This window comes from Pseudomonas abyssi, assembly GCF_002307495.1.
Taxonomy (GTDB): domain Bacteria; phylum Pseudomonadota; class Gammaproteobacteria; order Pseudomonadales; family Pseudomonadaceae; genus Halopseudomonas; species Halopseudomonas abyssi.
In genome coordinates, this window is record NZ_NTMR01000024.1 from 22258 (window position 1) to 46942 (window position 24685).

The following is a 24685-nucleotide window of genomic DNA, read 5'->3' on the forward strand; positions in this document are numbered from 1 at the left end:
CTTGAGGTTTTGTTATGGCCAAGTCTCCTCCTGTCCAGCGCATTCTGACCATCGGCGAGGTCTCTCGCCGCAGCGGCCTGCCGGCCTCCACCCTGCACTTCTACGAGTCCATCGGACTGATCACCAGCACCCGCTCCGCCGGCAACCAGCGGCGCTACGTATCCGGCGTGCTGCGTTACCTCTCGATCATTAGGGTCGCCCAGCGCGTGGGCATACCGCTGGAGGAGGTACGCGCGACTATCGGCCCGTTCCGGCCCGGCATAAAACCCTCCTCCCGGCTCTGGAAAGAGGCCGGCGAGCGCTGGCGCGCCAATCTGGACGAGCGCATCACACAACTGCAGCGCCTGCGTGACGAACTGACCGGCTGCATCGGTTGTGGCTGCCTGTCGCTGGACGACTGCCCGCTGCGCAACCCGAATGACGTAATGGCCAATCAAGGCCCCGGCGCACATATCCTCGAACGCCCCTGAGACCACCCGCAGCCTGACCTCCTCCCAGTGACCCGCCCACGGTGCAAGTCAGGCTAGCGTATCCAGATGAGCGCCGGCGTCGCGCGCCTTGGCGCAGAGGTGATTGGCCGCCGCGTTGACGCGAGCTGCGCTGCGCATGTGCATTTGGGGTGCAGCCGTGCCTGCAAAAGGCGCAATGCGGTGCACGATTTTTGCTGACCAACTGATCAGGAAATGTAAAACCGGGCCTTTCGAGCATGTGGCACGGCGCTTGCTGTCCTTCAAATGTTGAATAAATGGTCAGCTATCACCGAATCGAAGGAGCACCACATGCGCCACCCCCGCAAGAACCTGAAGTCGTCTGCACTGCTCGGCATGGCCGGCGCAGTCCTTGCTGGCAGCCTGTCCAGCCCCCTGATGGCAGCCGAGCTGGACGAGGTGGTGTTCGGCACCAACTGGTACGCCCAGGCCGAGCACGGCGGTTTTTACCAGGCCAAGGCCACCGGTCTGTATGAAAAGTACGGTCTGGACGTCTCCATTGAAATGGGCGGCCCGCAGGTCAACGGCATGCAGCTGCTGGTCTCCGGCAAGCGCGACTTTTCCATGGGCTACGCCGTCGGCGCCGTCAAGGCAGTAGAGCAGGGCATGCCGGTCACTACCGTGGCCGCTGCCTTCCAGGGCGACCCGCAGGCACTGATCGCGCACCCGCACATCACCTCGCTGGAACAAATCAAGGCCGAGGGTCTGCCGGTATACATCGCTGCTTTCGCCAACACCACCTTCTGGCCCTGGCTGAAGTCCAAGTACGGCTACACCGATGACATGATCCGCCCCTACACCTTCAGTGTCGCGCCCTTCCTGGCCGACAAGGACATCGTGCAGCAGGGCTATCTGTCGTCCGAACCCTTCGCCATGGAGAAGGCCGGCATTCAGCCGTCCGTATTCCTGCTGGCGGACTACGGCTATCCGGCCTACGCCACCACCATCGAGACCACTGACGGGCTGATCGAAGAGAACCCCGACCTGGTGCGCCGCTTCGTGCAAGCCAGCATGGAAGGCTGGGCCAGCTACTTCAAGGACCCGGCACCGGGTAACGCGCTGATCAAGGAAGCCAACCCGGAAATGACCGACGAGCAGATCGCCTACGGCATCGCCAAGATGCAGGAATACGGTCTGGTGACCGGCGGCGACGCGGCCACCCGCGGTATCGGGGTGATGACCGACGCACGCTGGGCGAAGATTCACGAGTTCATGCTGGAAGCCGGCCTGGTTGATGCCAGCCTGGATATCCACGATGTGTACAGCCTGGATTACCTGCCGACCGAACCCGTTCTGCCCTGATTAACCGACCAGCCGGCGGCCTGCTTGCGGGCCGCCGCGGGAGATACCCCATGACACGCTCCAAAGTGACGCCGCTCAAGGCCACGCCGGTCGATGACAGCGCCGCCGAGCTGGCGCACACCGACAGCAATGGCAACCCGCGCCCTGTGTTGCAGGTTGAAGGCGTCAACAAGATTTATTCCAACGGCACTGTCGCGCTCAAGGGCGCGGACCTGACCGTCCGCCAGGGCGAGTTCGTCAGCCTGCTCGGCCCCTCCGGCTGCGGCAAGAGCACCCTGCTGCGCATCATGGCCGGCCTGGGTGACGTGACCACCGGCACCGTCAAGTTCTGGGAGCAGGGCTATGACGTGGTTGGCGACAAGGGCCGCAAGCTGGCCTTCGTGTTTCAGAACGCGACCCTGATGCCCTGGGCACGGGTGCGCAAGAATGTGCGCCTGCCGCTGGATCTGGAACACCAGCGGGGGCCTGAAGTAGAAACCAAGATCGACGACGCACTGGAGATGGTCGGTCTCAAGGGTTTTGACCATGCCTTCCCGCGCGAGCTGTCCGGCGGCATGCAGATGCGCGCCTCGATTGCCCGCGCCATGGTCACCGAGCCCAACCTGCTGCTGATGGACGAACCCTTCGGCGCGCTCGATGAGATGACCCGCAACAAGCTCAACGACGATGTGCTCAAGCTGTGGCAGAAGAACGGCTGGACCATCGTGTTCGTGACCCACAGCGTCTACGAAGCGGTCTACCTGTCCAGCCGCGTGGTGGTGATGGCTGCGCGTCCGGGCCGCATCGTCGACGATATCAGCATCGATCAACCCTTCCCGCGCAACGCCGACTTCCGTGTCTCGACCGAGTTTGCCGGCTACTGCCGCCAGGTCTCGCAGGCGCTGGAACGAGCCAGCGCCATGGGCCAGCCACAGGAGATCAAGGCATGAGCGCGCCGCTGATCCAGAACGAGAACTTCGTCAAAGTCGCCGCGCCCCTGGGCGTCGGTATCCTGTTCCTGCTGTTCTGGGAAATTGCCGTCCAGGCGCTGGAGATGCCCAAGTATATCCTGCCGGGACCGGTCGAGATCTTCAAAGCCCTGATCGACGGCTGGCAGCCGCTGCTGGGGGCGCTGTACATCACGTTGAAAGTGACCTTCCTGGCCTTTGCCATCGCGGTGGTACTGGGCGTAGCCGCCTCCTTGCTGTTTGTACAGAGCAAGTGGATCGAGATGAGCCTGTTCCCCTACGCGGTGCTGATGCAGGTGACGCCGGTGGTGGCGATTGCCCCGCTGATCATCATCTGGGTGGATGACACCACCTGGGCGCTGACCGTCTGTGCGGTGATCATCGCCATCTTCCCGATCATCTCCAACACCACCCTGGGCCTGCGCAGCGTCGACCCGAACCTGCTGAGCATGTTCCGCATGTATCGCACCAGCCGCTGGCAGGAGCTGGTCCGCCTGCGTATTCCGGGGGCGCTGCCGTACTTCTTCGGTGGCCTGCGCATCAGCTCGGGGCTGGCGCTGATCGGTGCGGTCGTCGCCGAGTTCGTCGCCGGCACCGGCGGGGCCAAGGCCGGGCTGGCCTACATGATTCTGCAATCGGGCTACAACCTGCAGATTCCACGCATGTTTGCCGCCCTGCTGCTGATTACCCTGACCGGTATCGCGCTGTTCGCCCTGATGGTCTGGCTGTCCAATCGCGCCCTGCACAACTGGCACGAAAGCGCCCTCGAAGTGGAGCACTGAGGTGGCCCGGAACGCGACCGCCGGCAGCACCGGCGGTCACACTTACGCCTTCCGGCTGGGCTATCTGCTGCTGTGCTTCAATGCCCTCGGCTGGGGGCTGAACTTTCCGATCCTCAAGCTTGGGCTGGCCAACAGCCCGCCACTGCTGTTCACCTGCATGCGCATGGCGCTGGGCACGCTGGCGATGTTCATCATCGCCGCCGTGCTCGGCGTGCTGCGCCTGCCACGGCGCGCAGATGTACCGGTGCTGCTGTCCGTCGGCATTATGCAAAACATGGCCTTCATTACCCTGGTCACCCTCGGCGTGCAGTATCTGCCGGCGGGACGGGCGGCGATTCTGGCCTACACCACGCCGATCTGGGTGGTGCCGGCAGCGGCGCTGTTTCTCGGTGAACGCTTTACCCTGCCGCGCGCCATCGGTGTCGGCCTGGGGCTGGCCGGCCTGCTGACCGTGTTCAATCCGTTGAGCATCGACTGGTCCGACCACGATGTGTTCATCGGCGGCGGGCTGATCATGCTGGGCACCATTCTCTGGACCGCCGGGCTGGTGCACGTACGTCGGCACCATTGGCACGGCGACGTGCTGTCGCTGATCCCCTGGCAGTTGCTGACCTCGGTGCTGGCGTTGCTGCCACTGGCGCTGCTGCTGGAGAGCCCGAACCAGATCGACTGGGAGCCGAGCTTTGTCTGGATGCTGGTATTCAGCGGCGCGATTGCCTCCGGCATCTGTGTGGCCGCGCAGGTCGCGGCGATTCGCTCACTGCCGGCGGTCAGCCTGTCGCTCAGCTCGGCCTCGGTGCCGGCGGTCGGCATGCTGTCGGCCGCCTGGTTTCTGGGTGAAGTGCCAACGCCGAGCGACCTCGCCGGCTTTGCCCTGATTGCGCTGGGCATTCTGGTGGTCGGTCTCGCCGATCGACGCCAGGCCCTGCGCAATCGCACCACGGCAGCCGGTGGCGCGCCTGTCGGCTGAGACAACGCACGACTCTGGTTCACACCGCACCAAAAACGAGCGGCGCTCTGGTCAGGAATTCAGAGACGCCGCCGTCAGTACGTAGCCGTCCCCGCCAAGGCCCTGAAAACAGGGGGCTTTTAGCCAATTTTCAACATTTTGGAAAACTGGCCCGCAACTTGCTCAACATAAACAAAACCTGCCCAACTGGTCAGGATAAAAAAGCCAAGCACATCACTCTGGAGAATGACTCATGTTGAAAAAAGCGTCCGGCGTACTGGCGATGGTCATCGCCATGTCTGCCAGCGGGTTCGCCGCTGCAGCCGACAAGGTTACCTACCAACTGGACTGGCTGCCGGGGGGCGACAAGGCTCCGGTCTACGCCGGTATTCAGCAAGGCTTCTTTGCTGACGAAGGCCTGGAAGTCACCGTTGCCAGCGGCCGTGGTTCCACCGACGCCATCACCAAGATCGCCACCGGCCAGGCGGATATCGGCAGCGCCGACATCGGCGCTCTGATGGCCGCCCGCGCGCAGGATACCGTGCCGGTCAGCGCCGTCTACATGATCTTCAACCAGGGCCCGCACGCCTTCTTCGCGCTGTCCGACAGCGGTATCAACAGCTTTGCCGACATCGCCGGCAAGAAGGTCGCCACCTCGCCGTTCACCTCCTCCAACGCCTTCCTGCCGCTGGTACTGGAAGCCAACAACATGCCCACCGATTCGGTCAGTCTGACCAAGTCCGATCCGGGCGCGCTGGGCCCGATGCTGGTCACCGGCAACACCGAGGCGATCATCGCCTGGGTCACCAACATTGCGCTGTTCAAGCAGCAAGCTGCCGCTGCCGGCAAGGACATCAACGTGATCCGCTGGTCTGACGCCGGCCTGTCGCTGTACAGCTCCGCCGTTGTTGCTGCAGACAAGTTCCTGACCGAGCGTCCGGATGTCGCCGAGCGCTTCATGCGCGCCTACGACAAGTCCCTGCGCTTCACCCACGAGCATCCGGAACTGGCCGCGGCTGACCTGCACACCATGGTGCCGGAAGTGGACGCCGCGGTCGCCACCGCGCAGATCGGCGACTCCATGCCGCTGACCTTCAACGAGATCACCGAGGCTGACGGCCTGGGCACCATGACGCCCGAGCGTCTTGCCGTCACCTGGGAGTGGGTCGCCCGCGCCAACGAGCTGAGTGTTGACTCACTGGACCCGGAAACCATCGTCAATCGCGACTTCATGCCGGAAGCGGAGTAACCATGGAGCACACTAGCGAACGCGCTTTCGTGCGGATGACCGGCGTCGGGCATCGTTACGATCCCACGCCTGGCAGTCCGATGGCGGTGCAAGGCATCGACCTCGACATCCATCGCCACGAGTTTGTGGCGGTGGTCGGCCCCTCCGGCTGCGGCAAGTCCACCTTGCTGCGCATGGTCTCGGGCCTGCTGATTCCAAGCGACGGCGAGGTCAGCGTTTTCGGCAAGCAGGTAAACGGCCCCCGTGACGACGTTGGCATCGTGTTTCAAAAGCCGACCCTGCTGCCGTGGCTGACCGTTCGCAAGAATGTGCTGTTTCCGCTCAAGCATAAATTTGGCCGTTACGGCGCCGCTGATGAAAAGCGCGCCGACGAACTGCTGGCCATGGCAGGGCTTGAAGCCTTTGCCGAAAAAATGCCGGACGAGCTGTCCGGCGGCATGCAGCAGCGGGTCGGCATTGTCCGCGCCCTGCTGCTCAACCCCGATATTCTGCTGATGGACGAACCGTTCTCGGCACTGGACGCCATGACCCGTGAGCAGATCGGCTTCGATCTGCTGAAAATATGGGACGAAAATCCGAAAACCGTGCTGTTTATTACCCACTCGATCTCCGAGGCGGTGCTGCTCGCCGACCGCGTACTGGTGATGAGCAAACGCCCGGGCAGCGTGCTGGATCTGATCGAAGTGGATCTGCCCCGCCCGCGCAGCGCGGACACCATCAAGCAACCCCGTTTCAGTGAGCTGACTGACCGCATAAGGAAACACATCTATGAGCCAGACGCCCACTGACGCCGCCGCGCGTCGCGCGCTGCTGCTGAACCTGTCGCCGTGGCTGTTCTTTGTCGGCCTGATCCTGCTCTGGGAGCTGGTCTGCCGCGTGTTCGAGCTGCCGACCTACGTGCTGCCGGCACCGAGCGAGATCGGCAAGGCGTTCTTCGACGTCGAGTTCAGCCGCTGGATGATGCACCTGTGGGCGACCCTGCGGGTGGCGCTGATGGGCTTTGCGCTGTCCATCGTGATCAGCATTCCGCTGGCGATTGCGATGATGCGCTCGGAGTTTCTCTCCCGCACCCTGTACCCGATGCTGGTGGTGGTGCAATCCACCCCGGTGGTTGCGGTAGCGCCGCTGATCATCGTGATGATGGGCTCGGACGATCCGTCGCGGGTGCTGATCACCTGCCTGCTGACCTTCTTCCCGCTGGTGGTCTCGACCGCCACCGGGATCAACGAGACGCCGGCCGAGCTGATCGAACTGAGCCGCTCGCTGGATGCACCGACCCGCCGGGAAACCTGGCAGATCCGTATTCCTTACGCGATTCCGCACATCTTCAGCGGCCTCAAGGTGGCGATCACCCTGGCGATCATCGGCGCGGTGGTGGCGGAATTCGTCGCCGCCGAAGAGGGGCTGGGCTACTTCATCCAGTTCTCGACCTCCTTCTTCAAGATTCCGCAGGCCTTTGCCGGTCTGTTCTTCCTCGCCATTGTCAGCCTGCTGCTGTTCAAGTCGGTGCAGTGGACCCAACAGATCTTCTTCGCCTGGAGCCTGCCGAAGAAGAAGTGACAACAGCCGGCGGTGCCTGCGCCGCCGGCCTTCAAGCTACAAGCAAGGACACCCCCCGTGAGTCATACCGAACGCGATATTTATTTTCTGCGTGAAAGCTTCCGGCTGGCCATCGATGCCGGCAAACAAGGCATCCACCCGTTCGCGGCCATCCTGGTCGACGCCGACGGTAACGTCCTGATGGAGCAGTTGAACGCCTTTCTGCCCGATCACGACATGACCGGCCACGCCGAGCGGGTGCTGATGACCCGCGCCAATACCACCTACAGCCCCGAGGTGCTGGCCGGCTGCACCATGTACACCAGCGCCGAACCCTGCGCCATGTGCTCCGGCGCGGTGTACTGGGCCGGCGTGGGCCGGGTGGTCTACGGCGCCAGCGAAAAGCGCCTGAAGGACATGACCGGCAACCACCCGGAAAACCCGACGCTGGATCTGCCCTGCCGCACGGTATTCGAGTCTGGCCAGCGCAGCGTCGAGGTGATCGGCCCGCTGCTGGAAGAGGAATCCATCCGCGTCCACGAAGACTTCTGGAAAGACTGATTATCGGGGCTGCAGGCGACTCGCCCGGCTCATCTGCCACCGCAGCCCCTCTACCTCCCCCTGACCGTTGCCCGTCCGAAGGCCTAGGGAAGCACTGATCAATTCCACATGCCCTCTGGCGTTCAGGCTGGGCTGCAATCAAAGCGTGGTTTCGAAGGCATGTCTGGACCTGTCGAGAAATCACAACGCAGAGTGCGGCCCAGCCTGAACGCCCCGTAGGGCGAGCGCTCAAGCATGCATCTACTGCGTTGCGCTGCTTGCCAATAGAACCACTATTGGCCGCACATTGCGCCTTGCATCTGCATGCTTGAGCACTCGCAGAGGGCGTGTGGAATTGATCAGTGCTTCCCTAGCACCTGCGGCGACGGTCAGGCTTTGTCGAGAGCACGTCCATGACCCTTTGGAAACGCAGTATTCAATGGCAGCTGATCATCAGTATGGGCGCCGCGCTGGGCGTCACCACCCTGATTGTGGTGCTGATCTACTCCTCGGTGCTGCGCCAGATGACCGAGCGCTATCTGATCAAGCAAGCATTACCCGCGCAGGTGAGCGCCATTCGCAACGACCTGGAACGCACCCTGGCTGGCCCCATATCCGCCACCGAGGCCATCGCCGGCAACAGCCTGGTGCAGGACTGGCTCGCTTACGGAGAGAATCCGATCCGCATGAGCGCCTTCGCGCGTTATCTCGACGGAGTGAAGCAACAGCAAAATGCACTCACCACCAGCATCGCCGTGCTGGAAAGCGGCAACTTCTACTCCGAGCAGGGCCAGATTCGGGTGATGAGTCGCGACAACCCGGCAGACAGCTGGTTTTACAACCTGGTCGACAGCGGCGCCGACCAGGTGGCTTCCATCGACACCGACAAGGCGTCCGGTCTGCCGACGCTGTTCATCAATCAACGCATCGCCCTCAAGGACAAGACCCTTGGCGTCGCCGGTCTGGGCTACAGCCTGCAGAGCCTGTCGGAGCTGATCGGCGGCTTTCAGTTTGGCGAGCGCGGCGTGGTCTTTCTGATCGGCGCCGATCAGCAGGTCAAGGTACACCCCAACGCCGGCTTCAATGACAACCGCAGCCTGAGTGACCTGACCAGCGCCGACGCCGCCAACGCACTGACCGCAGGCGGCAGCGAGCCAGTGCGTTTTCAGCGTGACAACGAAGCCTGGCTGGCCAGTGCCCAACCGCTGCAACGCCTCGGCCTGACCCTGGTCAGCCTGGTGCCGGAAGACGAAATCTATGCCGACGCCCGCGCCGCACTGCTGCGCACCAGTCTGATCGCTGGCGCCGTCGGCCTGCTGGCACTGGCGCTGATGGCCCTGCTGGTGCGTGGCCTGGTGCAACCGCTGCGCCGCGTGTCGCAAGCACTCGGCGCCATCTCGGCCGGCGGCGGTGATCTGAACGCCCGGCTGGACGACAACCGTGCAGACGAACTGGGTGATCTGGCCCGCGGCTTCAACGCCTTCGTCGCCAGCCAGCGGCAGTTGATCAGCGACGTGCTGAAGACCAGCCGTCAGCTGAGCAGCGCCGTCACCCAGGTAGCCCAGGTGATCGACAACACCGCCGAACGCGCCGGCCGTCAGCACGAGATGACCGATCTGGTTGCCACCGCCGCCCATGAGATGGGGCTGACCGTGCAGGAGATTGCGCGCAACGCCAACAGCGCCGCGCACAGCTCCAGTGCTGCACACGCCGAGGCCGGCGAGGGCAGAACGGTGGTCGGCCGGTCGGTCGAGGCCATCGAGCGCATGTCGGCCGACATCGGCCGCGCCGCGGACTCGGTGACCGAACTGGCCGAGCAGGTCACCTCCATCGATCGGGTGCTGACGGTGATTCGCAGCGTTTCCGAGCAGACCAACCTGCTGGCGCTGAATGCCGCCATCGAGGCGGCGCGCGCCGGTGAATCGGGCCGTGGCTTCGCCGTGGTCGCCGACGAAGTCCGCACCCTGGCCAGCCGCACTCAGGCCTCGACCGACGAAATCCAGCAGATGATCGAGTCGCTCAAGAGCCGTGCCGAACAGGCCGTCAGCGCCATGCGCGCCGGGCAGGACGCGACCGTCAGTGGCGTCGAGGCCAGCCGCGCGGCGGGCGAGTCGCTGCAGACCATCGCCGGGCAGGTTGAGCAGATCAGCGACATCAACCATCAGGTCGCAACCGCCACCGAAGAGCAATCCAGCGTCACCGAAGAGGTCACCCGCAATGCGCAGGGCATTGCCGATCTGGCCCACGCCACCGCCAACGAAGTGCGCGACTGCCAGGCCAACTGCCAGGCCCTGGCCGAGCTGGCCGCCAACCTCAGCAGCCAGATGGAGCGCTTTCAACTTTAGCCGTATTGACGACTGCGCCAGGGCGCGGGCTCCAGCGTTCGGACTACAACCCGCGTGTTAGAGCGGCGCGCGGGCACATGGCCAGCAGCGAGCGGGGCGCCAGAACCTGATACACTCTGCGCCCCGCGTCACCCTGCCGCACCGAGGACCTCCGCCATGAATGCCCCCGATATCGTCATGCAGAGCTACGGCCGCTGCTGCGCCTCTGCCACGTTTTTCGACGACTTTTACCAGCACTTCCTGCAAAGTTCGCCCGAGGTGCGTGCCAAATTCACCAACACCGACATGCCCGCGCAGAAGCTGCTGCTGCGTCAGGGTATCCTCAACCTGGTGCTGTTCTCGCGCGGGCTGCCACCCACCAAACTGCAGGCGCTGGCCAAGTCGCACTCGCGGGAAAACCTCGATATCCAGCCGCACCTCTACACCTTCTGGGTTGATGCGCTGATCCACACGGTAGAGCGACACGACAAGCAGGCCACGGCCGAGACCAGCCGCGCCTGGCGTGACGTGCTGAGCAAGGGTATCGAGGTGATTCAGGCAGGTTACTGAGCCGGCGCGACCGCCACCAGCAACAACCGATACCCCCGACCCACGCCGCGCGGGCTGACCACATCACCCGCCCGCGCCGCCAGCAGCCGGGCACCCAACGGCGAGAAGATCGACACCTCGTCGCGTCGCAGCCGTCGCTCTGTCAGACGCAACCGCACCAGCTCCTGCGTCTGCAAATCCAGCAACTCCAGCACGCTGCCCAGACCGGCGCGCTCGCACCCCGTCTCACGCGCCAGCAGCTCCAGCTTGCCAATCACACTGGCCAGCTCGTGCGGCCCAATCATCCAACTGTCCGCAGCACCGCGCAGACGCGGTCCTGCCCCGACCATGGCGAACACCATACTCGACGTCTCCAACAACAGAAAAAGGGGATAGACAGACAGGCCGGGAACGGACGAACCGCCCCGGCTTAGATCAGGAAGGCAACAACAGGGGTGCTGACAACGAAGAGCACGCGCACGACTCCGGCAGAATCACAAAGATCGTCCCACCATACGCCAGCAAAAATTAAAGGCAAGCCGGACGACAACAGTGGTTACAGACCTGCCTTGTAACGCGCCGGCGTCTCGCCCTGCCAGCGCCGGAACGCACGGACAAAGGCGTTCTCGTCGGAGAAGCCCAACTGTTCGGCAATCTGCGCCACGCTCAGGCGGCCCTGCTGCAAGGCCTGACAGGCCATCTCCTGCAGCACCGATTCGCGCAGGGTCTTGAACGACAGCCCTTCCTCGGCCAGCTTGCGGTTGAGGTGGCGGCCGCTTAACCCCAACTGCTCGGCAATCCGCTCCTTGCCCCAGCGCGGCTGACTGCGCACCTGCGCCTGCACCTCGGCGGCCAGACTGTGCTGGCCGAGGCTGGCGAGGGTCTGGTCGGCGAGCTGGCGCAGGTGATCGCGCAGGGCACTGTTGGCCTGAATCTGCGGCAGCTCGAGCTGATCGGCAGAGAACGTGATGCGATTGAAGCCGGCCTCGAAGTGCAGCGGGCAATCGATCAACGCGCGGTAGTCGTCCAGCGGCGCCAGCGGGGCGTGGGCCAGCCAGATACCGCTCGGGGTGAATCGGCAGCCGGTTGCCCAGCGCGTGAGATTCAGCTGGCCGGCCAGCACCGCCTCGACCCGTTCGGCCTGCCGCACAGCCAGGTGCGGCAGATAGTCGATGGCCATCTCATCGCCGTCACGCAGCAGCTGAAACTCGCCACCGGCGCCGATCAGCGGCGCATACTCAACCTGCTCGGCGAGCGCTTCACCAAGGGTCTCGCAGGTCACCAGCAGCATGCCGGCGCTGTCGAGATGGCCGACCTGGATGTCCAGCCCCAGCCGCAGACCGGCCAGTGGATCGGCAGCCAGCTCGCAGTAGCACTCCCACAGCTCATCCTGCACCGCCAGCGGGATACGCTCGTTACCCTGCAGCCGCGCAATCAGGTCGGCGGGCAGGGTAATACCCTGGCGCTGGGCGGACTGCAGCAGGGCCTGGGCGTAGAGGGGAGTAACGCTGTGATCGACACTCGACATGGCTTGAATTGCCGGATTCCTGTCCCGTTTTGTCCGATACCGCCGCAGGGCGTTTGGCTAGACTCGTGATCATAACCCTGCCACCGTCCGGATGTAACACGCGCAGAGCAGGGCCCATAACAACGACAAGAACAAATGAGGTATCCCCATGTACGCTGTCATCGGCGCCGGCCCCATGGGTCTGGCCACTGCCCGCAACCTGCAGAAGCTGGACATTCCTTTCATCGGCCTTGAGCTGCACAGCGACGTTGGCGGGCTGTGGGACATCGACAACCCGCACAGCACCATGTACGACAGCGCCCACCTGATCTCCTCGAAGCGGATGACCGAGTTCGCCGAATTCCCTATGCAAGACAGCGTGGCGCTGTACCCGCATCACAGCGAAATGCGTCGCTACTTTCAGGACTACGCCAGGCATTTCGATCTGTACCGCCACTACGAATTCAACACCAAGGTGCTGAGTGTGGAGCGCGACGGTAGCCATTGGACCCTCATCACCGAGCGTGACGGCCAGCAGCAGAGCCGCCGCTTCGAGGGTCTGCTGATCGCCAACGGCACCCTGCATACGCCGAACCGGCCGAGCCTGCCGGGCCGCTTCGACGGCCAGATCATGCACTCGGCCGAATACCGCAGCGCCGAGGTGTTCAAGGGCAAACGCGTGCTGATCGTCGGCTGCGGCAACTCCGGTGCCGACATCGCAGTCGATGCGGTGCACCACGCCAAGTCGGTCGACATGAGTCTGCGCCGTGGCTATTACTTCCTGCCCAAGTTCATCAAGGGCAAGCCGACCGACACCCTCAGCGCCGGCCGCAAGTTCAAGCTGCCACGCCCGCTGAAGCAACGCATGGACGCCGCCCTGATCCGCTTCATCATGGGCAAACCCTCGGACTACGGCCTGCCCGATCCGGACTACCGCATGTACGAGTCGCACCCGGTGGTGAACTCGCTGATCCTGCATCACCTGGGTCATGGCGACATCCACGCCCGCCGCGACATTCGCGACATGGACGGCAACCGGGTCGACTTTGTCGACGGTCAAAGCGCCGAGTACGACCTGATCCTGCTGGCCACCGGGTATCAGCTGGACTACCCCTTCATCGGGCGCGAGCACCTGAACTGGCCGGCCACGCTGGATGCCCCGCAGCTGTACCTGAATGTGTTCCACCCCGAGTACGACAACCTGTTCATGATGGGCATGATCGAAGCCGCCGGTCTCGGCTGGGAAGGCCGCAACCTGCAGGCCCGGCTGACCGCGCTGTATATCCATCAGCACCGTCAGGGCAGTGCGCAAGCCGCCAGTTTTGCCGCCACCAAACGGCAGCAGGCCAGCACCAATCTGGACGGCGGCTACGACTACATCAAGCTCGCGCGCATGGCCTACTACGTCAACAAGGATGCCTATCTGGACGCCCTGCACCAGCACATCACCGAGCTGGAGGCCGGTCTTGAGCAGGCCGCACCGCAGCCGGTGCCGGCGACATGAGCGGCGCGCTGCCGATCCAGTTCGACCCGGCCAGCCTGATCACCCTCAACCTGATCATGGCCTGCATGATGTTCGGCGTGTCGCTGAGCCTGACACTGGATGACTTCAAACGCATCATCAAGGCGCCGGTCGCACCGGTGGCCGGCCTGATTGCGCAGTTTCTGCTGCTGCCGGCCGCCACCTGCCTGTTCACCTGGCTGCTGAACATCGACCCGGAACTGGCGCTGGGCATGATGCTGGTCGCCTCCTGCCCGGGAGGCAGTTTTTCCAACGTCATGACCTGGCTGGGCCGCGGCAACGTCGCCGTTTCCGTCAGCATGACGGCGGTTTCCAGCCTGGCCGCGACGCTGCTGACGCCGCTCAACTTTGCCTTCTATGGCTGGCTCAACCCGCACACCCGCGAGTATCTGACCCAGATCAGCCTCGACCCGACCGGTATTCTGGTCATCGTGCTGCTGGTGCTGGCCCTGCCGTTGCTGCTTGGCATGGTCAGCGGCAAACGCTGGCCGACGCTGGTGACGCGCAGCGAAAAGCCGCTGCGGGTGATCTCGCTACTGGTGTTCCTCGGCTTTGTCGCCATCGCCTTTACCAACAACGTCGATCTGTTTATCGAACGCTTCCACAGCTTCTTCTGGCTGGTGGTCGCCCACAACCTGCTGGCGCTGAGCCTGGGCTACGGCATGGCACGGCTGCTGCGCCTGCCGCTGGCCGACCGCCGCGCCGTGACCATGGAAGTGGGCATCCAGAACTCCGGCCTGGGGCTGGTGATCCTCTTCACCTTCTTCCCCGATGCCGGCGGCATGATGCTGATCACCGCCTTCTGGGGCGTCTGGCATCTGGTCTCCGGGCTGACCCTGTCGCAGCTGTGGGCACGTCAGAGCCGCCGCACAGAACGCCAAGAACAACAACAAGACGCCGCTCGCCGCGGCGCGCAAAGAGCCTGACACCATGAGCAAACGCATTCTGATCACCGGCGCTGCCGGCTATATCGGTCACCAGCTGGGCAACCGCCTGGCCAGGGACTTCTACGTCATCGGCACCGACATCCGCGGCCGCGACGATCTCGACTTCCCGCTGCAGGTCATGGACATCCGCGACGCCGGGCTGACCGAGCTGCTCAAGCGCGAGCAGATCACCCACGTGGTACATCTGGCGTCTATCCTGCAGGCCTCGAAGGACCGCGAACGCGACTTCGACATCGACGTCAACGGCACCCACAACGTGCTCAAGGCCTGCGTGGAAGCGGGCGTACAGCAGCTGACCGTGACCAGTTCCGGCGCCGCCTACGGCTACTACCCTGATAACCCGGCCTGGATCGACGAGCAGGATGCCATCCGCGGCAACCGCGAGTTCGCCTACTCCGATCACAAGCGGCAGATCGAGGAACTGCTGGCGCGCTACCGTCGCGAGCACCCCGCGCTGGCCCAGCTGATCTTCCGTCCGGGCACGGTACTTGGCACCGAGACCCGCAACCAGATCACCAACCTGTTCGAGTCCAAGCGCGTGCTGGCGATCAAGGGCAGCGACTCACCCTTCGTCTTCATCTGGGATCAGGACGTACTGGCGGCGATGGAGATGGGCATCCGCGAAGACAAGCAGGGCATCTTCAACATGGCCGGCGACGGCGCCCTGACCATGCGCGAAATCGCCCAGCGCCTGAACAAACCGCTGATGACCGTCTCACCCTGGCTGCTGAAAAGCGCACTGCAGGTCGCCAAATGGCTCGGCAAACCCACCGGCCCGGAGCAAATCAACTTCCTGCGCTACCGCCCGGTGCTGAGCAACCGGCGGCTGAAGGAGGAGTTTGGGTATCAGTTGCAGAAGACGTCGGCGGAGACCTTCGAATACTTCATCGAACAGCGCGGCCTGCGGCAGTAATAGCTGCAAGCCATAAGCTTCAAGCGACAAGCGAAAACCACTCGGCGCGCCCGGCAGTGAGGCGCCAACCCCAAATGCAAAAGATGCAGCGGCCCGCTTGAGGCTTACAGCTTGAAGCTTGCAGCTGCGACCAAAGGGAGCCCCCCATGAAGGTTATTTTGATCACCGGCGCCGCCTCCGGCCTCGGCTGGGCGATGGCCAAGCGCTGGTTCGACGCCGGTCACAGTCTGGTGCTGGCCGACGTCAACGAGGCGCTGCTCAAGCAGCGTGAAGAAGAACTGAACGCCCCCACGCGGGTGCTCACCGTCACCGCCGACATCACCAGCGCCGACGACATCCAGCGACTGATCCAGGCTACCTCTCAGCGCTTCGGTCGCCTTGATCGACTGGTCAACAACGCCGGCATCACCCACCGCTCACCGGCCCATCAGACCGACCCGGCGGTGTTCCGCAGGGTCATGGCGGTGGACTGGCAAGGCCCGGTCGAGCTGACCATGGCGGCGCTGCCACTGCTGCGCGCCAGTGAAGGCGAGATTCTCTGCATCGGTTCGATGGCCGGCTGGATGCCGGTGCCGGGCCGCGCCGCCTATTGCGCTGCCAAGGGCGCGTTGACCCAGTTCTTCGAGGTGCTGCGGCTGGAGCTGGAGCGCGACAATATCCATGTACTGATGGTCTACCCGAGCTTCCTCGACACGCCGATCGAGCACAACGCGTTGGGCAAGGACGGCAAGCCCGCCAGCCACGCACGCTCCATGGTCGGCGGCATGCGCACCCCGGAGTGGATGGTCGGGCTGGTTGACCAGGCACTGGCAAAGCGGCAACGTTGGCTACTGCCCGAGCCGGTGTCCCGCTTTGGCAGCCTGCTCTGGCGATTTGCCCCGGCGCTGTATCTGCGTCAGGTGCGCAAGCGCTTTGCCGGCGAGCTGGGCTGATCACCCACCGGCGGGACGCAGAATCCGGCTCAGCGCCAACGCGTGAGGGCACGCACGCTCTCCGGATTCCTTACACACCCGCGACAACAAGAAGACACCATGCCCCTCGACACCCTGCTGCTCAATCCCTGGCTATGGCTCGGGCTGTTTATCCTGCTGGCCTACACCATCGAAGCCATCACCGGCTTCGGCAGTATCGTCATTGCCCTGTCGCTAGGCGCATTGCTGCTGCCGATTCCGGCCATGCTGCCGGTACTGGTGCCGCTCAATATCTGCATGAGCGGCTATCTGGCCTGGCGCAACCGCCAGCACATCCACTGGCCGACGCTGCTGAAACTGATCCTGCCGCTGATGCTGATCGGCATGCTGCTGGGCTACGGCCTGCGACCCTGGCTCAGCGGTGAGCTGCTCAAGGCACTGTTCGGTGTGCTGGTGCTGTGGTTTGCCGGTCGTGAGCTGCTACGCATGTTCCGTGGTCATATCAGCCCGCCGCACCCAAGCTGGCTGAGCCGCAGCCTGACCCTCGGCGCCGGCCTGACCCACGGCCTGTTCGCCTCCGGCGGCCCGCTGCTGGTCTACGCACTGGCCGGCACCCGGCTGGACAAGAGCCAACTGCGCGCCACCCTGATCAGCGTCTGGTTCACCCTCAACAGCAGCATGACCGTGCTGTTTCTGCTCGACGGCAGCCTGCTGCCCAACCTGCCACGCATCGCCAGCTACCTGCCGCTGCTGGTGATCGGCGTGGTGCTCGGCGAAATCCTCCATCACCGCCTGAACGAGCAGCACTTTCGGCAAGTGGTCTACAGCCTGCTGGTGGTCACGGGCGTGTTGCTGCTGGCCAAGGCGGCGCTCTGACGGACAGGTCGGCGCGGCAAGTTAGGGTGGAGAAAGCCAACGGCGTCTCCACCATCCATGCACCGACCCGGCGACCATAAGTGCGCAACACCCCACACGAAAAAGCCGCGGAGACGCTGCGCTTACTCCGCCCTACGGGCCAGCGCTAATCCGGTACCGGGTGCTGCGTCCACCGCCCGGCAGCTTTTCAATGCAGCCCTTTTCCAGCAGATCAGCCAGATGGCGGGTAGCGGTGGCCTTGGACACCTTGGCAACCGCCTGATACTGGCTGGCACTGATGCCGTCAGCAAAACCTCGCTCACCTCCATCAAGCAATCGGTTGAGCACTTTGGTCTGCTCAGCCGACAACCCATCATTGCGATGGTTTTGCCAGAAACGCGCCTTGGTCAGCAATCGATCGATACGCGCAATGGCTTGCCGCAGGCTGTCCAGCAAGGTAGCGAGAAACCACTGCAGCCATTCGGTGATATCGAGACCGCCTTTCTGGCTGGCTTCGAGCACCCGGTAATACCCCGAACGATCGTCGAGAATACTGGCCGACATGGCATACAGGCGGATGGCCTGACCGTCGGCCTGAGCCAAAGCCAGGTCAGTGATGGCACGAGTCAGCCGGCCATTGCCGTCATCGAAGGGGTGCAGGGTAACGAACCAGAAATGCGCGATACCGGCGCGCAGCAGCGGGTCCAGCCCGGCGTCTGCACGGCTATCGGCAAACCACTGAAGAAACCGTTCCAGCTGCGCCTCCAGGCCTGCGCGGGGCGGCGCTTCAAAATGCACTCTCGGCCGATCCAGCCGGCCGGAGACCACCTGCATCGGCTCGTCGCCGCGCAACCCGCCGACGTGCATGGCACCGTGCAGCGGCAAGGCATCATCCGGGAATAACTGCTGGTGCCAGCCGAGCAGGCGTTCCAGGGTCAAGGGCCGGTCAATATTGCGGGTAGCATCCAGCAGCAACTCGGCAGCCCCCTCACTGCGTGGGCTGGGCTTGCTGTCCGGCTCCAGGCCCAGGCGGCGCGCCAGCGAAGAGCGCACCGAGGCCACGTTGAGCGTTTCACCCTCGATGGCCGAGGAGGTGATGATGTTCTGCAGCAGGGTATCCAGTTGACCATGCAGCTCGTCAGCCCGGTCTACCGCGCCGGCCATCCCCAGCAGTGTGCCCTGGGCCTGCACGCAGGCCCGCAACGGCGCGGCCAAGGCATCCGCCTGCCAGGTAAACGCCGGCCATTCTGGCCGCTGCCATATCCATTCCACACCACTCATTACCCGCCCTCACGATGTCATGAGCCAAATATAGCAGTTATTCGGCTCACCATATGAGCCGAATAGCACGCCTAATCGGCTCATCGCAGTCCTGGCCTCCGAGTCCCCTGGCTTTCCTCCCGCCAAAACCCTTCAACTACACTGCATATTCTGCAGCGAACCTGCAGAGGCGCAACGCCATAAGGGATGTGACAACAACACAAGGGAGATGGAAAATGGCCGTGAAGCACACACCGACCGGTATCGTTCATTCAGGCAGCAAAGGCGGTAAGACCGGGTGTGGATTTAACACCCGGGAGAACGCCCATCACTGGGTACAGTCCTCCGAGCGTATTACCTGCGACAAGAACGGCTGCAAGAACTGACGTCGCCACCTGCGAGGCTGTCGGGGCAGTTCGTGCCTTCGCCCTGCTCGCACCTTAGGTTCTCGACAGACACTATGATCCAAGCCCTAAACCACATCACGATCACTGTCGGCGACCTCGGCACATCGATCAGTTTCTACCGCGACGTGCTGGGCATGCAGTTGCATGTCAGTTGGGACAAGGGCGCCTACCTGAGTGCCGGAGAGCTGTGGTTCTGCCTGAATCTTGGACAGCCGAAACCCGCTGCGGACTACAGCCATATCGCCTTCTCGGTGCAGGCCGAGGCACTGGCTGCGCTACGCGCACGCTTGCCGGATCTGGCTGTACAGCAATGGCAGCAGAACAGCAGCGAGGGCGACTCGCTCTATCTGCTGGACCCAGACGGACACCGGCTTGAGCTGCACTGCGGCTCACTGCAGACACGGCTGCGCGCACTGGAGCAGTCACCCTATTCAGGCCTGATTTGGCACTCAAAACCGGCGCATGAGTGACCTGACGACCAGCGCGCTTAACAAAAACCCCGCGCCAACGCGCGGGGTTCATGTTCCCAGCCGGCCTTACATGCCGTTGGTAGCGGCGATATCAATGATGTCGCTCGGCAAACCGGAAACATCGCCGAGGGTTGTGGGTGTGCCGGTGGTCAGGTCGACGGTGTGCAGCGTCGTGCCCGTCAGCACGTAGGTGGTGTTGTCGCCCTTGCCGTCGCTGAGAATGTCCATGGCGGCGCCGTCCAGGCCCTTGGCCAGTTCACCAACAGCCTGCTGCACGCCGTCGTTCGGCGGGTTCTGGAACATCAGCATGCCGGTCGCCAGATCAACGGTGAACAACTCGGTCACGTCCGCGCCAGCAAAGGAGTGGGTGTAGGCACCCGCGACGATTTGCGCGGTCTGCCCGGCGTAGGCGCCGTCAGCGACATAGGCCACGCTGCCATCGACGGCGACATCGCCGTTATCCACATTGACCCGGTAGTTGGTGCCGTCGGCGGCGAGCAGGCGCAACCGGTCGGCCTTGGGGTTGAAGTCGACTACGGCGGGGCCGTCGCCCGGCAGTACGGATTTGAGGGTGGTGGCGGTCGTGGCCGCGCCGCTGGCGGTATCAATGGTGACGATCCCGTCGCCGCCGCTGAGGGCGTAAAGCATGCCGTTGGCCGGGCGCACGTCGATACCGCGCAGGTCGCTGGCCCCGGTCACTGCCATGCTGCCGGTCACGCTCAGGCTGTCGATGTCGACCTTGTGCAGCATGCCGTCCTGGCCGAGGGCGATCAGTTGGGCTGCGCTGGCCGTGCCGGCGGCCAGTACAAGTGAGCTGCCAAGAATCAGAGTAGTGATTGTTTTCATCGGTGAATCCTCGCTTGCAGGTGATGACGGAAAGCCCGTCTGACGTGGTGCTTTTCTAGATGCAATACCCGCCACAACGCACCCTGGATGTCAGCAGCTGAGATTTTTTTAGTTGCTTGCCGTCAACACCGCCCGCCCGATATACAGCACCGGACCGGTCGGCCGATCCAGCGGCGAGCCGCCCTTCGGCTCCAGCGTCAGCTCAAACAGCTGACCAGCCTGCACCGCGCCAATCTGCTCGGCGCTGAGCGTTACGGCCTTGCCCGGCTCGATCAGGCCCAGTGAGCGCGGCCCATCCTTGGGATCGACCAGCGTCCAGAACTGTACGCTACGATCGGCCGGAATCGAGTCCGCGACGAGCGAGTCGAGAGTCAGGGTGCCGTCGCCATCTACCGTGATCACCCAGCCCGGTCTGGCGCTCTCACCCGGTACCTGCAGCACGGCGGTATAACTGGCGCCGGTCGGGGCGTCGCGCAGTACGCCCGGCAACCAGCTTAGCAGCACCAGCAGGGCCAACCCGGCACTGGTCAGGCGCCAGAGGCCGAGGCTGTTCCACCAGCGACTCAGGCCGCCCTCGGTCGCGCCGCTAGCGGGCAACCAGCCAAGGCTCTGCTGCAGGCGCTGCCAGAGCGCCGGGGAGGGCTGCTGGGCGGGCAGGGCGTCGGCCAGATCGAGCAGGTGATACTCCCACTCCAGCGCCATGCGCGCTGCAGCGCGGTCGTGCTCGATCAGCTCACGCACTTCGCTGGCCTCTGGCTCATCGAGCAGACCCAGCACGTATTCGCCGATCAGAGCCCGGCGTTGCTCGGGTGCTTGCGGAATCATGGCTGCAGACACTCCTGTAGTGCGCGCAATCCGGCGCGGATACGGCCCTTGATGGTGCCCAGCGGCGCGCTCAGACGTGCGGCAATCTGGTCATGGGTCAGGCCCCGGTAGAACGCGAGCAATATCGAATGGCGGCGCGGTCGTTCCAGCAGCCGCAGGCAGGCGTGCAGCTGACGGGCAGAGGAGCGCGCATCGGCCAGCTCTTCTGCCTGCGCGGCTTCATCAGCCATGTCGTTGATAAAACCGTCGTCGGTGGCGACCAGCTGTTTGCGTCCGCGCAGCTGGTTGAGCGCCCGGTATCGCAGGATGCTGTAGATCCAGGCGCGGCCCGACCCCAGGCTGCGATCAAAACGCTCGGCGTTGACCCAGACCTTGAGCAGGGCATCGTGCAGACAGTCTTCCGCCTGATCACGCCGGCCCAGCAGGGTGATGGCCAGGCCGAGCAGTTGTCCGGCCTCCTGCTGATACAGCCTTTTGAACGCCGCCCGGTCCCCTGCGGCGCAGGCCTCCAGAGTGCCTTCGTAATCAAATTCGCTACCTGCCATGCGCGCTTCCCGTATCCATCGCTTGTTGCGTTCCTGCAGGCTATACCCCCCATCGCAACCTGTAGATGTCCACGCAAAGAAAAACCCGCTTTTTGGTGTGCAATTGTTACGACTGCGTGGGCGATCCGGGCCGTCCAGTGGTCATTGCGCAGAACATACACAATGTATATGATTCATATATATTTCATATCAAGGTTCGGATTATGGGCATCGTCAAGATCAACGACGAATTGCACGAAGAGGTGCGCAAGGCCAGCACCGTGATGGTTCGCTCCATCAATGCACAGGCTGAATACTGGATGAAGGTCGGCATGCTGGCCGAGGCCAATCCACACCTGTCGTTCACCGACATCATGCGCGAGCAGCTCAGGCAAGCGGACGTGGACACCGGGCAGCTTGCCCATGTCTGAGGTCAAGCTGAAGAAGCCGCAGGAGCTGGCGCTGATGCGGCAGTCCGGCAAGCTGCTGGCCCAGGTCTTTGCCTACCTTGACCAGCACATCAGGGCCGGGCTCTCGACCATGCAGATCAACGACCTGACCGAGCGCTACATTGTCGACCAGCTGGCGGCCCGCCCGGCCAGCAAAGGGCAATACGGCTTCCAGTATGTGCTCAACAGCTCGGTCAACCATGTGGTCTGTCATGGCGTGCCGTCCGAGACGCAGGTGCTCAAGGCGGGCGATATCGTCAACATCGATATCACGCTGGAGAAGAACGGTTTTATCGCCGACTCCAGCAAGATGTATCTGATTGGCGAGGTCACACCCGCCGCCCGCCAACTGGTGGACAAGACCTACGAGGCCATGTGGGCAGGCATCAGGGTGGTCAAGCCGGGCGCCACGCTGGGTGATGTCGGTTACGCCATCCAGCGGCACGCCCAGCGCCACGGCTATAGCGTGGTGCGCGACTACTGCGGCCACGGCATCGGCCGCGAGATGCACGAAGCACCGGAGGTCATGCACATCGGCAGGCCAGGGCAAGGGCTGATCCTGCGCGAAGGCATGACCTTTACCATCGAGCCGATGATCAACCAGGGCACCGCCCGCACCAGCACGCAGAAGGACGGCTGGACGGTGGTCACCCGCGACAAGCAGCTGTCCGCCCAGTGGGAGCACACCATCGCCGTCACCGCCGATGGCTATGAAGTGCTGACCCTGCGGGCAGAAGAGGGTACGGGACAGGGCGCCATCCAACGACTGCCTTGAGGCCCGATCCGGGCCCACTGCTGCGGCCGGTCGCCATCCCCATCACCCGACTGATTGCCCCTCAATCAATGCTGCTGCCGCTTGGCTCCCAAGCCCGGGCGGTGGTGCTACCGTCAAGCAAACTCAGAAAACCAACAAGAGGACGGGACATGGCACAGGCAGCAGGACGGCAGTCGATTTTTATTACTGGCGCAGCATCCGGCATGGGACGGGAGACGGCGCGGCTGTTTCATCAGAAGGGCTGGTTTGTCGGCGCCTTCGATCTGAATCTGGCAGGTTTGGAAGCACTGCAGGCCGAGCTGGGAGCAGACAACTGCGTCATCCAGACCCTGGATGTCAGCGACAAGGCGCAGTTTGACGCGGCGGTAGCGACGTTCGGCCAGGCCACGGACGGGCGCATGGACATTCTGTTCAACAACGCCGGCATCATCATGCGCGGCTTCTTTGACGAAATGTCCTTCGAAGACCAGCTGAAAATTATCAACGTCAATGTGATCGGCGTACTGAACGGCACCCACAGCGCGCTGCCGCTGCTCAAGGCGACGCCCAACGCGCTGTGCTTCAATACCTCGTCGTCCTCGGCCACCATGGGCATGCCGCTGATCGCCGTGTACTCGGCCAGCAAGCACGCGGTCAAAGGCCTCACCGAGGCGCTGTCCAACGAGTTTCGCCGCTACGACATCCGCTGCGCCGACGCCCTGCCCGGACTGATCAAGACCGGCATGCCGAGCGAAGAGCTGATGGCGGCAGCACCGGAAAAAGGCCCGTTCCGCCTGATCGAGGCCATCGAAGTGGCCAAGGCGGTATGGAACAGCTATCACTCCGACCAGTTGCACTGGTACATCCCCGAGGACCTGGCCGAGCTGGACAAGGCCGCCGGCAACAACCCGGAGCTGCTGCGCGACAAACTCGGCCGCAACATGCAGCCCTGAGCAACATCAGCTCACAAGCCCGCGGCCCAGACGCTTGCGGGCTTTGCCGGCGCGGGGTTAGCCTTGCAGGCCTCCGTTGTCTGATCGAGTACCTGTCTGATGAAAACCCTGGTCTGGGACCTGCCCCTGCGACTGTTCCACTGGCTATTGGCACTGAGCGTCACCGGCGCCCTGGTGACCATCAGTCTGGGTGGCAACTGGATGCTCTGGCATGAACGCTTTGGTATCGCCGTGATCGGCCTGCTGGCCTTCCGCCTGGTGTGGGGCCTGTGCGGCTCTACCCACTCACGCTTTGCCAGTTTCTTTCCTACCCCTGCGCGCCTCAAGGCCTATGTCACCGGTCAGTGGCGGCACCAGGGCCACAACCCGGTGGGTGCCTTGTCGGTGTTTGCCCTGCTCGGGCTGATGGCCTTTCAGGCAGTGACCGGGCTGTTCAGCAACGACGACGTCGCCTTTTACGGCCCGCTCAGCCGGCTGGTTTCCAGCGATACCGGCAGCCTGCTGAGCGGCTGGCACCGCTCCACCGAGGAGCTGATCTACGCGCTGCTGGCACTGCATATCCTCGCCATCGTGCTGTACCGCCTGCGCGGCAAGAACCTGCTCGGGCCCATGCTGCACGGCAAGGCAGAGGTGCCGGCCAATCAGGCCGACCCGGTGAAGGGCGGCGGCTGGCTGGCACTGGTCATTGCTCTGGTCATCGCTGCTGCGGCCATCTGGTTTGCTACCGGCAGCTGGATTCCCGCGCCGCCACCGGCGCCGGCCGTGCCGGCCTGGTAATCGGTACAGCCGCGGGCCTGCCCGGCCACAGCGGTGCCGCGGATTGCCGTGCGGCACCCCAGAAAACAAAACCCCGCCAGCGGCGGGGTCACGTTC

At 63.7% G+C, this 24685-nt stretch carries 28 protein-coding genes; 22 read left to right on the forward strand and 6 right to left on the reverse strand.

Going from position 1 to position 24685, the window contains the following annotated elements; genetic code table 11:
* The first annotated feature begins 14 nt into the window (after positions 1–14).
* The 11 genes from soxR (at position 15) to CNQ84_RS16270 (ending at position 10690) form a co-directional block, all read left to right on the forward strand.
* Entirely contained in the window at positions 15–470 is a 456-nt protein-coding gene (gene soxR / locus CNQ84_RS16220) for a redox-sensitive transcriptional activator SoxR (RefSeq protein ID WP_096005883.1), read from the forward strand.
* Positions 471–779: 309 nt separating this feature from the next.
* On the forward strand, positions 780–1790 hold the full coding sequence (locus CNQ84_RS16225; RefSeq protein ID WP_096005884.1) for an ABC transporter substrate-binding protein: 1011 nt from the start codon (positions 780–782) through the stop codon (positions 1788–1790).
* Positions 1791–1840: 50 nt separating this feature from the next.
* Positions 1841–2719 carry an ABC transporter ATP-binding protein gene (locus tag CNQ84_RS16230; protein ID WP_096005885.1) on the forward strand — a complete coding sequence of 293 codons (879 nt, stop codon included), beginning with the start codon at positions 1841–1843 and terminating at the stop codon, positions 2717–2719.
* Positions 2716–3519, forward strand: coding sequence for an ABC transporter permease (locus CNQ84_RS16235; protein WP_096005886.1), 804 nt, complete (start codon positions 2716–2718; stop codon positions 3517–3519). The genes CNQ84_RS16230 and CNQ84_RS16235 overlap by 4 nt, the downstream gene beginning before the upstream one ends.
* Before the next feature lies 1 nt (position 3520).
* Complete coding sequence (locus CNQ84_RS16240) at positions 3521–4489, forward strand: DMT family transporter (RefSeq protein WP_096005887.1); 969 nt, start codon at positions 3521–3523, stop codon at positions 4487–4489.
* A 232-nt stretch (positions 4490–4721) separates the two neighbouring features.
* Positions 4722–5717, forward strand: a complete 996-nt coding sequence (locus tag CNQ84_RS16245) for an ABC transporter substrate-binding protein (protein WP_096005888.1) — start codon at positions 4722–4724, stop codon at positions 5715–5717.
* Positions 5718–5719: 2 nt separating this feature from the next.
* A complete protein-coding gene (locus tag CNQ84_RS16250) occupies positions 5720–6505 on the forward strand; it encodes an ABC transporter ATP-binding protein (RefSeq protein ID WP_096005889.1) in 786 nt (261 codons plus the stop codon).
* Positions 6486–7277 carry an ABC transporter permease gene (locus CNQ84_RS16255; protein WP_096005890.1) on the forward strand — a complete coding sequence of 264 codons (792 nt, stop codon included), beginning with the start codon at positions 6486–6488 and terminating at the stop codon, positions 7275–7277. Before CNQ84_RS16250 ends, CNQ84_RS16255 begins: the two co-directional genes overlap by 20 nt.
* Before the next feature lie 57 nt (positions 7278–7334).
* On the forward strand, positions 7335–7817 hold the full coding sequence (locus CNQ84_RS16260) for a nucleoside deaminase (protein ID WP_096005891.1): 483 nt from the start codon (positions 7335–7337) through the stop codon (positions 7815–7817).
* A gap of 392 nt (positions 7818–8209) precedes the next feature.
* The gene (locus CNQ84_RS16265) at positions 8210–10141 is read left to right on the forward strand and encodes a methyl-accepting chemotaxis protein (RefSeq protein WP_096005892.1); all 1932 of its coding nucleotides are present in this window, start codon (positions 8210–8212) and stop codon (positions 10139–10141) included.
* Positions 10142–10297: 156 nt separating this feature from the next.
* Positions 10298–10690 (forward strand): globin, encoded by a 393-nt coding sequence (locus CNQ84_RS16270; RefSeq protein ID WP_096005893.1) that lies wholly within the window; start codon positions 10298–10300, stop codon positions 10688–10690.
* Here the strand turns inward: CNQ84_RS16270 and CNQ84_RS16275 are convergent.
* Both CNQ84_RS16275 and CNQ84_RS16280 read right to left on the reverse strand, forming a co-directional pair.
* Complete coding sequence (locus CNQ84_RS16275) at positions 10684–10974, reverse strand: hypothetical protein (RefSeq protein WP_165771313.1); 291 nt, start codon at positions 10972–10974, stop codon at positions 10684–10686. The genes CNQ84_RS16270 and CNQ84_RS16275 overlap by 7 nt on opposite strands.
* Positions 10975–11225: 251 nt before the next feature.
* Complete coding sequence (locus tag CNQ84_RS16280; protein WP_096005895.1) at positions 11226–12197, reverse strand: AraC family transcriptional regulator; 972 nt, start codon at positions 12195–12197, stop codon at positions 11226–11228.
* Between the two features lie 148 nt (positions 12198–12345).
* Here CNQ84_RS16280 and CNQ84_RS16285 point away from each other — a divergent pair, with 148 nt between their 5' ends.
* The 5 genes from CNQ84_RS16285 to CNQ84_RS16305 all read left to right on the forward strand — a co-directional run bounded on the left by CNQ84_RS16285 (position 12346) and on the right by CNQ84_RS16305 (position 17345).
* The gene (locus tag CNQ84_RS16285) at positions 12346–13680 is read left to right on the forward strand and encodes a flavin-containing monooxygenase (RefSeq protein WP_096005896.1); all 1335 of its coding nucleotides are present in this window, start codon (positions 12346–12348) and stop codon (positions 13678–13680) included.
* Positions 13677–14624, forward strand: a complete 948-nt coding sequence (locus CNQ84_RS16290) for a bile acid:sodium symporter family protein (protein WP_096005897.1) — start codon at positions 13677–13679, stop codon at positions 14622–14624. Before CNQ84_RS16285 ends, CNQ84_RS16290 begins: the two co-directional genes overlap by 4 nt.
* A gap of 4 nt (positions 14625–14628) precedes the next feature.
* The gene (locus CNQ84_RS16295) at positions 14629–15558 is read left to right on the forward strand and encodes an SDR family oxidoreductase (protein WP_096005898.1); all 930 of its coding nucleotides are present in this window, start codon (positions 14629–14631) and stop codon (positions 15556–15558) included.
* A 146-nt stretch (positions 15559–15704) separates the two neighbouring features.
* Complete coding sequence (locus CNQ84_RS16300) at positions 15705–16490, forward strand: SDR family oxidoreductase (RefSeq protein WP_096005899.1); 786 nt, start codon at positions 15705–15707, stop codon at positions 16488–16490.
* A 99-nt stretch (positions 16491–16589) separates the two neighbouring features.
* Complete coding sequence (locus CNQ84_RS16305; protein ID WP_096005900.1) at positions 16590–17345, forward strand: sulfite exporter TauE/SafE family protein; 756 nt, start codon at positions 16590–16592, stop codon at positions 17343–17345.
* Between the two features lie 132 nt (positions 17346–17477).
* On the opposite strand, the gene CNQ84_RS16310 is transcribed toward CNQ84_RS16305, so the two are convergent.
* Positions 17478–18605: a Fic family protein gene (locus CNQ84_RS16310; RefSeq protein WP_096005901.1), complete on the reverse strand. Its 1128-nt coding sequence runs from the start codon at positions 18603–18605 to the stop codon at positions 17478–17480.
* A 215-nt stretch (positions 18606–18820) separates the two neighbouring features.
* On the opposite strand from CNQ84_RS16310, the gene CNQ84_RS20535 reads away from it, so the two are divergent.
* Both CNQ84_RS20535 and fos read left to right on the forward strand, forming a co-directional pair.
* Positions 18821–18970 (forward strand): hypothetical protein, encoded by a 150-nt coding sequence (locus CNQ84_RS20535; RefSeq protein ID WP_096005902.1) that lies wholly within the window; start codon positions 18821–18823, stop codon positions 18968–18970.
* Positions 18971–19044: 74 nt separating this feature from the next.
* Positions 19045–19461 carry a fosfomycin resistance glutathione transferase gene (gene fos / locus CNQ84_RS16320; protein WP_096005903.1) on the forward strand — a complete coding sequence of 139 codons (417 nt, stop codon included), beginning with the start codon at positions 19045–19047 and terminating at the stop codon, positions 19459–19461.
* 66 nt (positions 19462–19527) lie between these two features.
* Here the strand turns inward: fos and CNQ84_RS16325 are convergent, their stop codons facing one another.
* From CNQ84_RS16325 to CNQ84_RS16335, 3 genes are all read right to left on the reverse strand, one after another.
* Positions 19528–20307 carry a DUF4394 domain-containing protein gene (locus CNQ84_RS16325; protein WP_096005904.1) on the reverse strand — a complete coding sequence of 260 codons (780 nt, stop codon included), beginning with the start codon at positions 20305–20307 and terminating at the stop codon, positions 19528–19530.
* Positions 20308–20415: 108 nt separating this feature from the next.
* A complete protein-coding gene (locus CNQ84_RS16330) occupies positions 20416–21132 on the reverse strand; it encodes an anti-sigma factor (protein WP_096005905.1) in 717 nt (238 codons plus the stop codon).
* Positions 21129–21677 carry a sigma-70 family RNA polymerase sigma factor gene (locus CNQ84_RS16335; RefSeq protein WP_096005906.1) on the reverse strand — a complete coding sequence of 183 codons (549 nt, stop codon included), beginning with the start codon at positions 21675–21677 and terminating at the stop codon, positions 21129–21131. The genes CNQ84_RS16330 and CNQ84_RS16335 overlap by 4 nt, the downstream gene beginning before the upstream one ends.
* Positions 21678–21880: 203 nt before the next feature.
* On the opposite strand from CNQ84_RS16335, the gene CNQ84_RS16340 reads away from it, so the two are divergent.
* The 4 genes from CNQ84_RS16340 to CNQ84_RS16355 all read left to right on the forward strand — a co-directional run bounded on the left by CNQ84_RS16340 (position 21881) and on the right by CNQ84_RS16355 (position 24589).
* The gene (locus tag CNQ84_RS16340; protein ID WP_096005907.1) at positions 21881–22087 is read left to right on the forward strand and encodes a ParD-like family protein; all 207 of its coding nucleotides are present in this window, start codon (positions 21881–21883) and stop codon (positions 22085–22087) included.
* Positions 22080–22880, forward strand: coding sequence for a type I methionyl aminopeptidase (gene map, locus CNQ84_RS16345; RefSeq protein ID WP_096005908.1), 801 nt, complete (start codon positions 22080–22082; stop codon positions 22878–22880). The genes CNQ84_RS16340 and map overlap by 8 nt, the downstream gene beginning before the upstream one ends.
* A gap of 149 nt (positions 22881–23029) precedes the next feature.
* A complete protein-coding gene (locus tag CNQ84_RS16350) occupies positions 23030–23812 on the forward strand; it encodes an SDR family oxidoreductase (protein ID WP_096005909.1) in 783 nt (260 codons plus the stop codon).
* Between the two features lie 99 nt (positions 23813–23911).
* Entirely contained in the window at positions 23912–24589 is a 678-nt protein-coding gene (locus tag CNQ84_RS16355; RefSeq protein ID WP_174704268.1) for a cytochrome b/b6 domain-containing protein, read from the forward strand.
* Positions 24590–24685 lie beyond the last annotated feature (96 nt).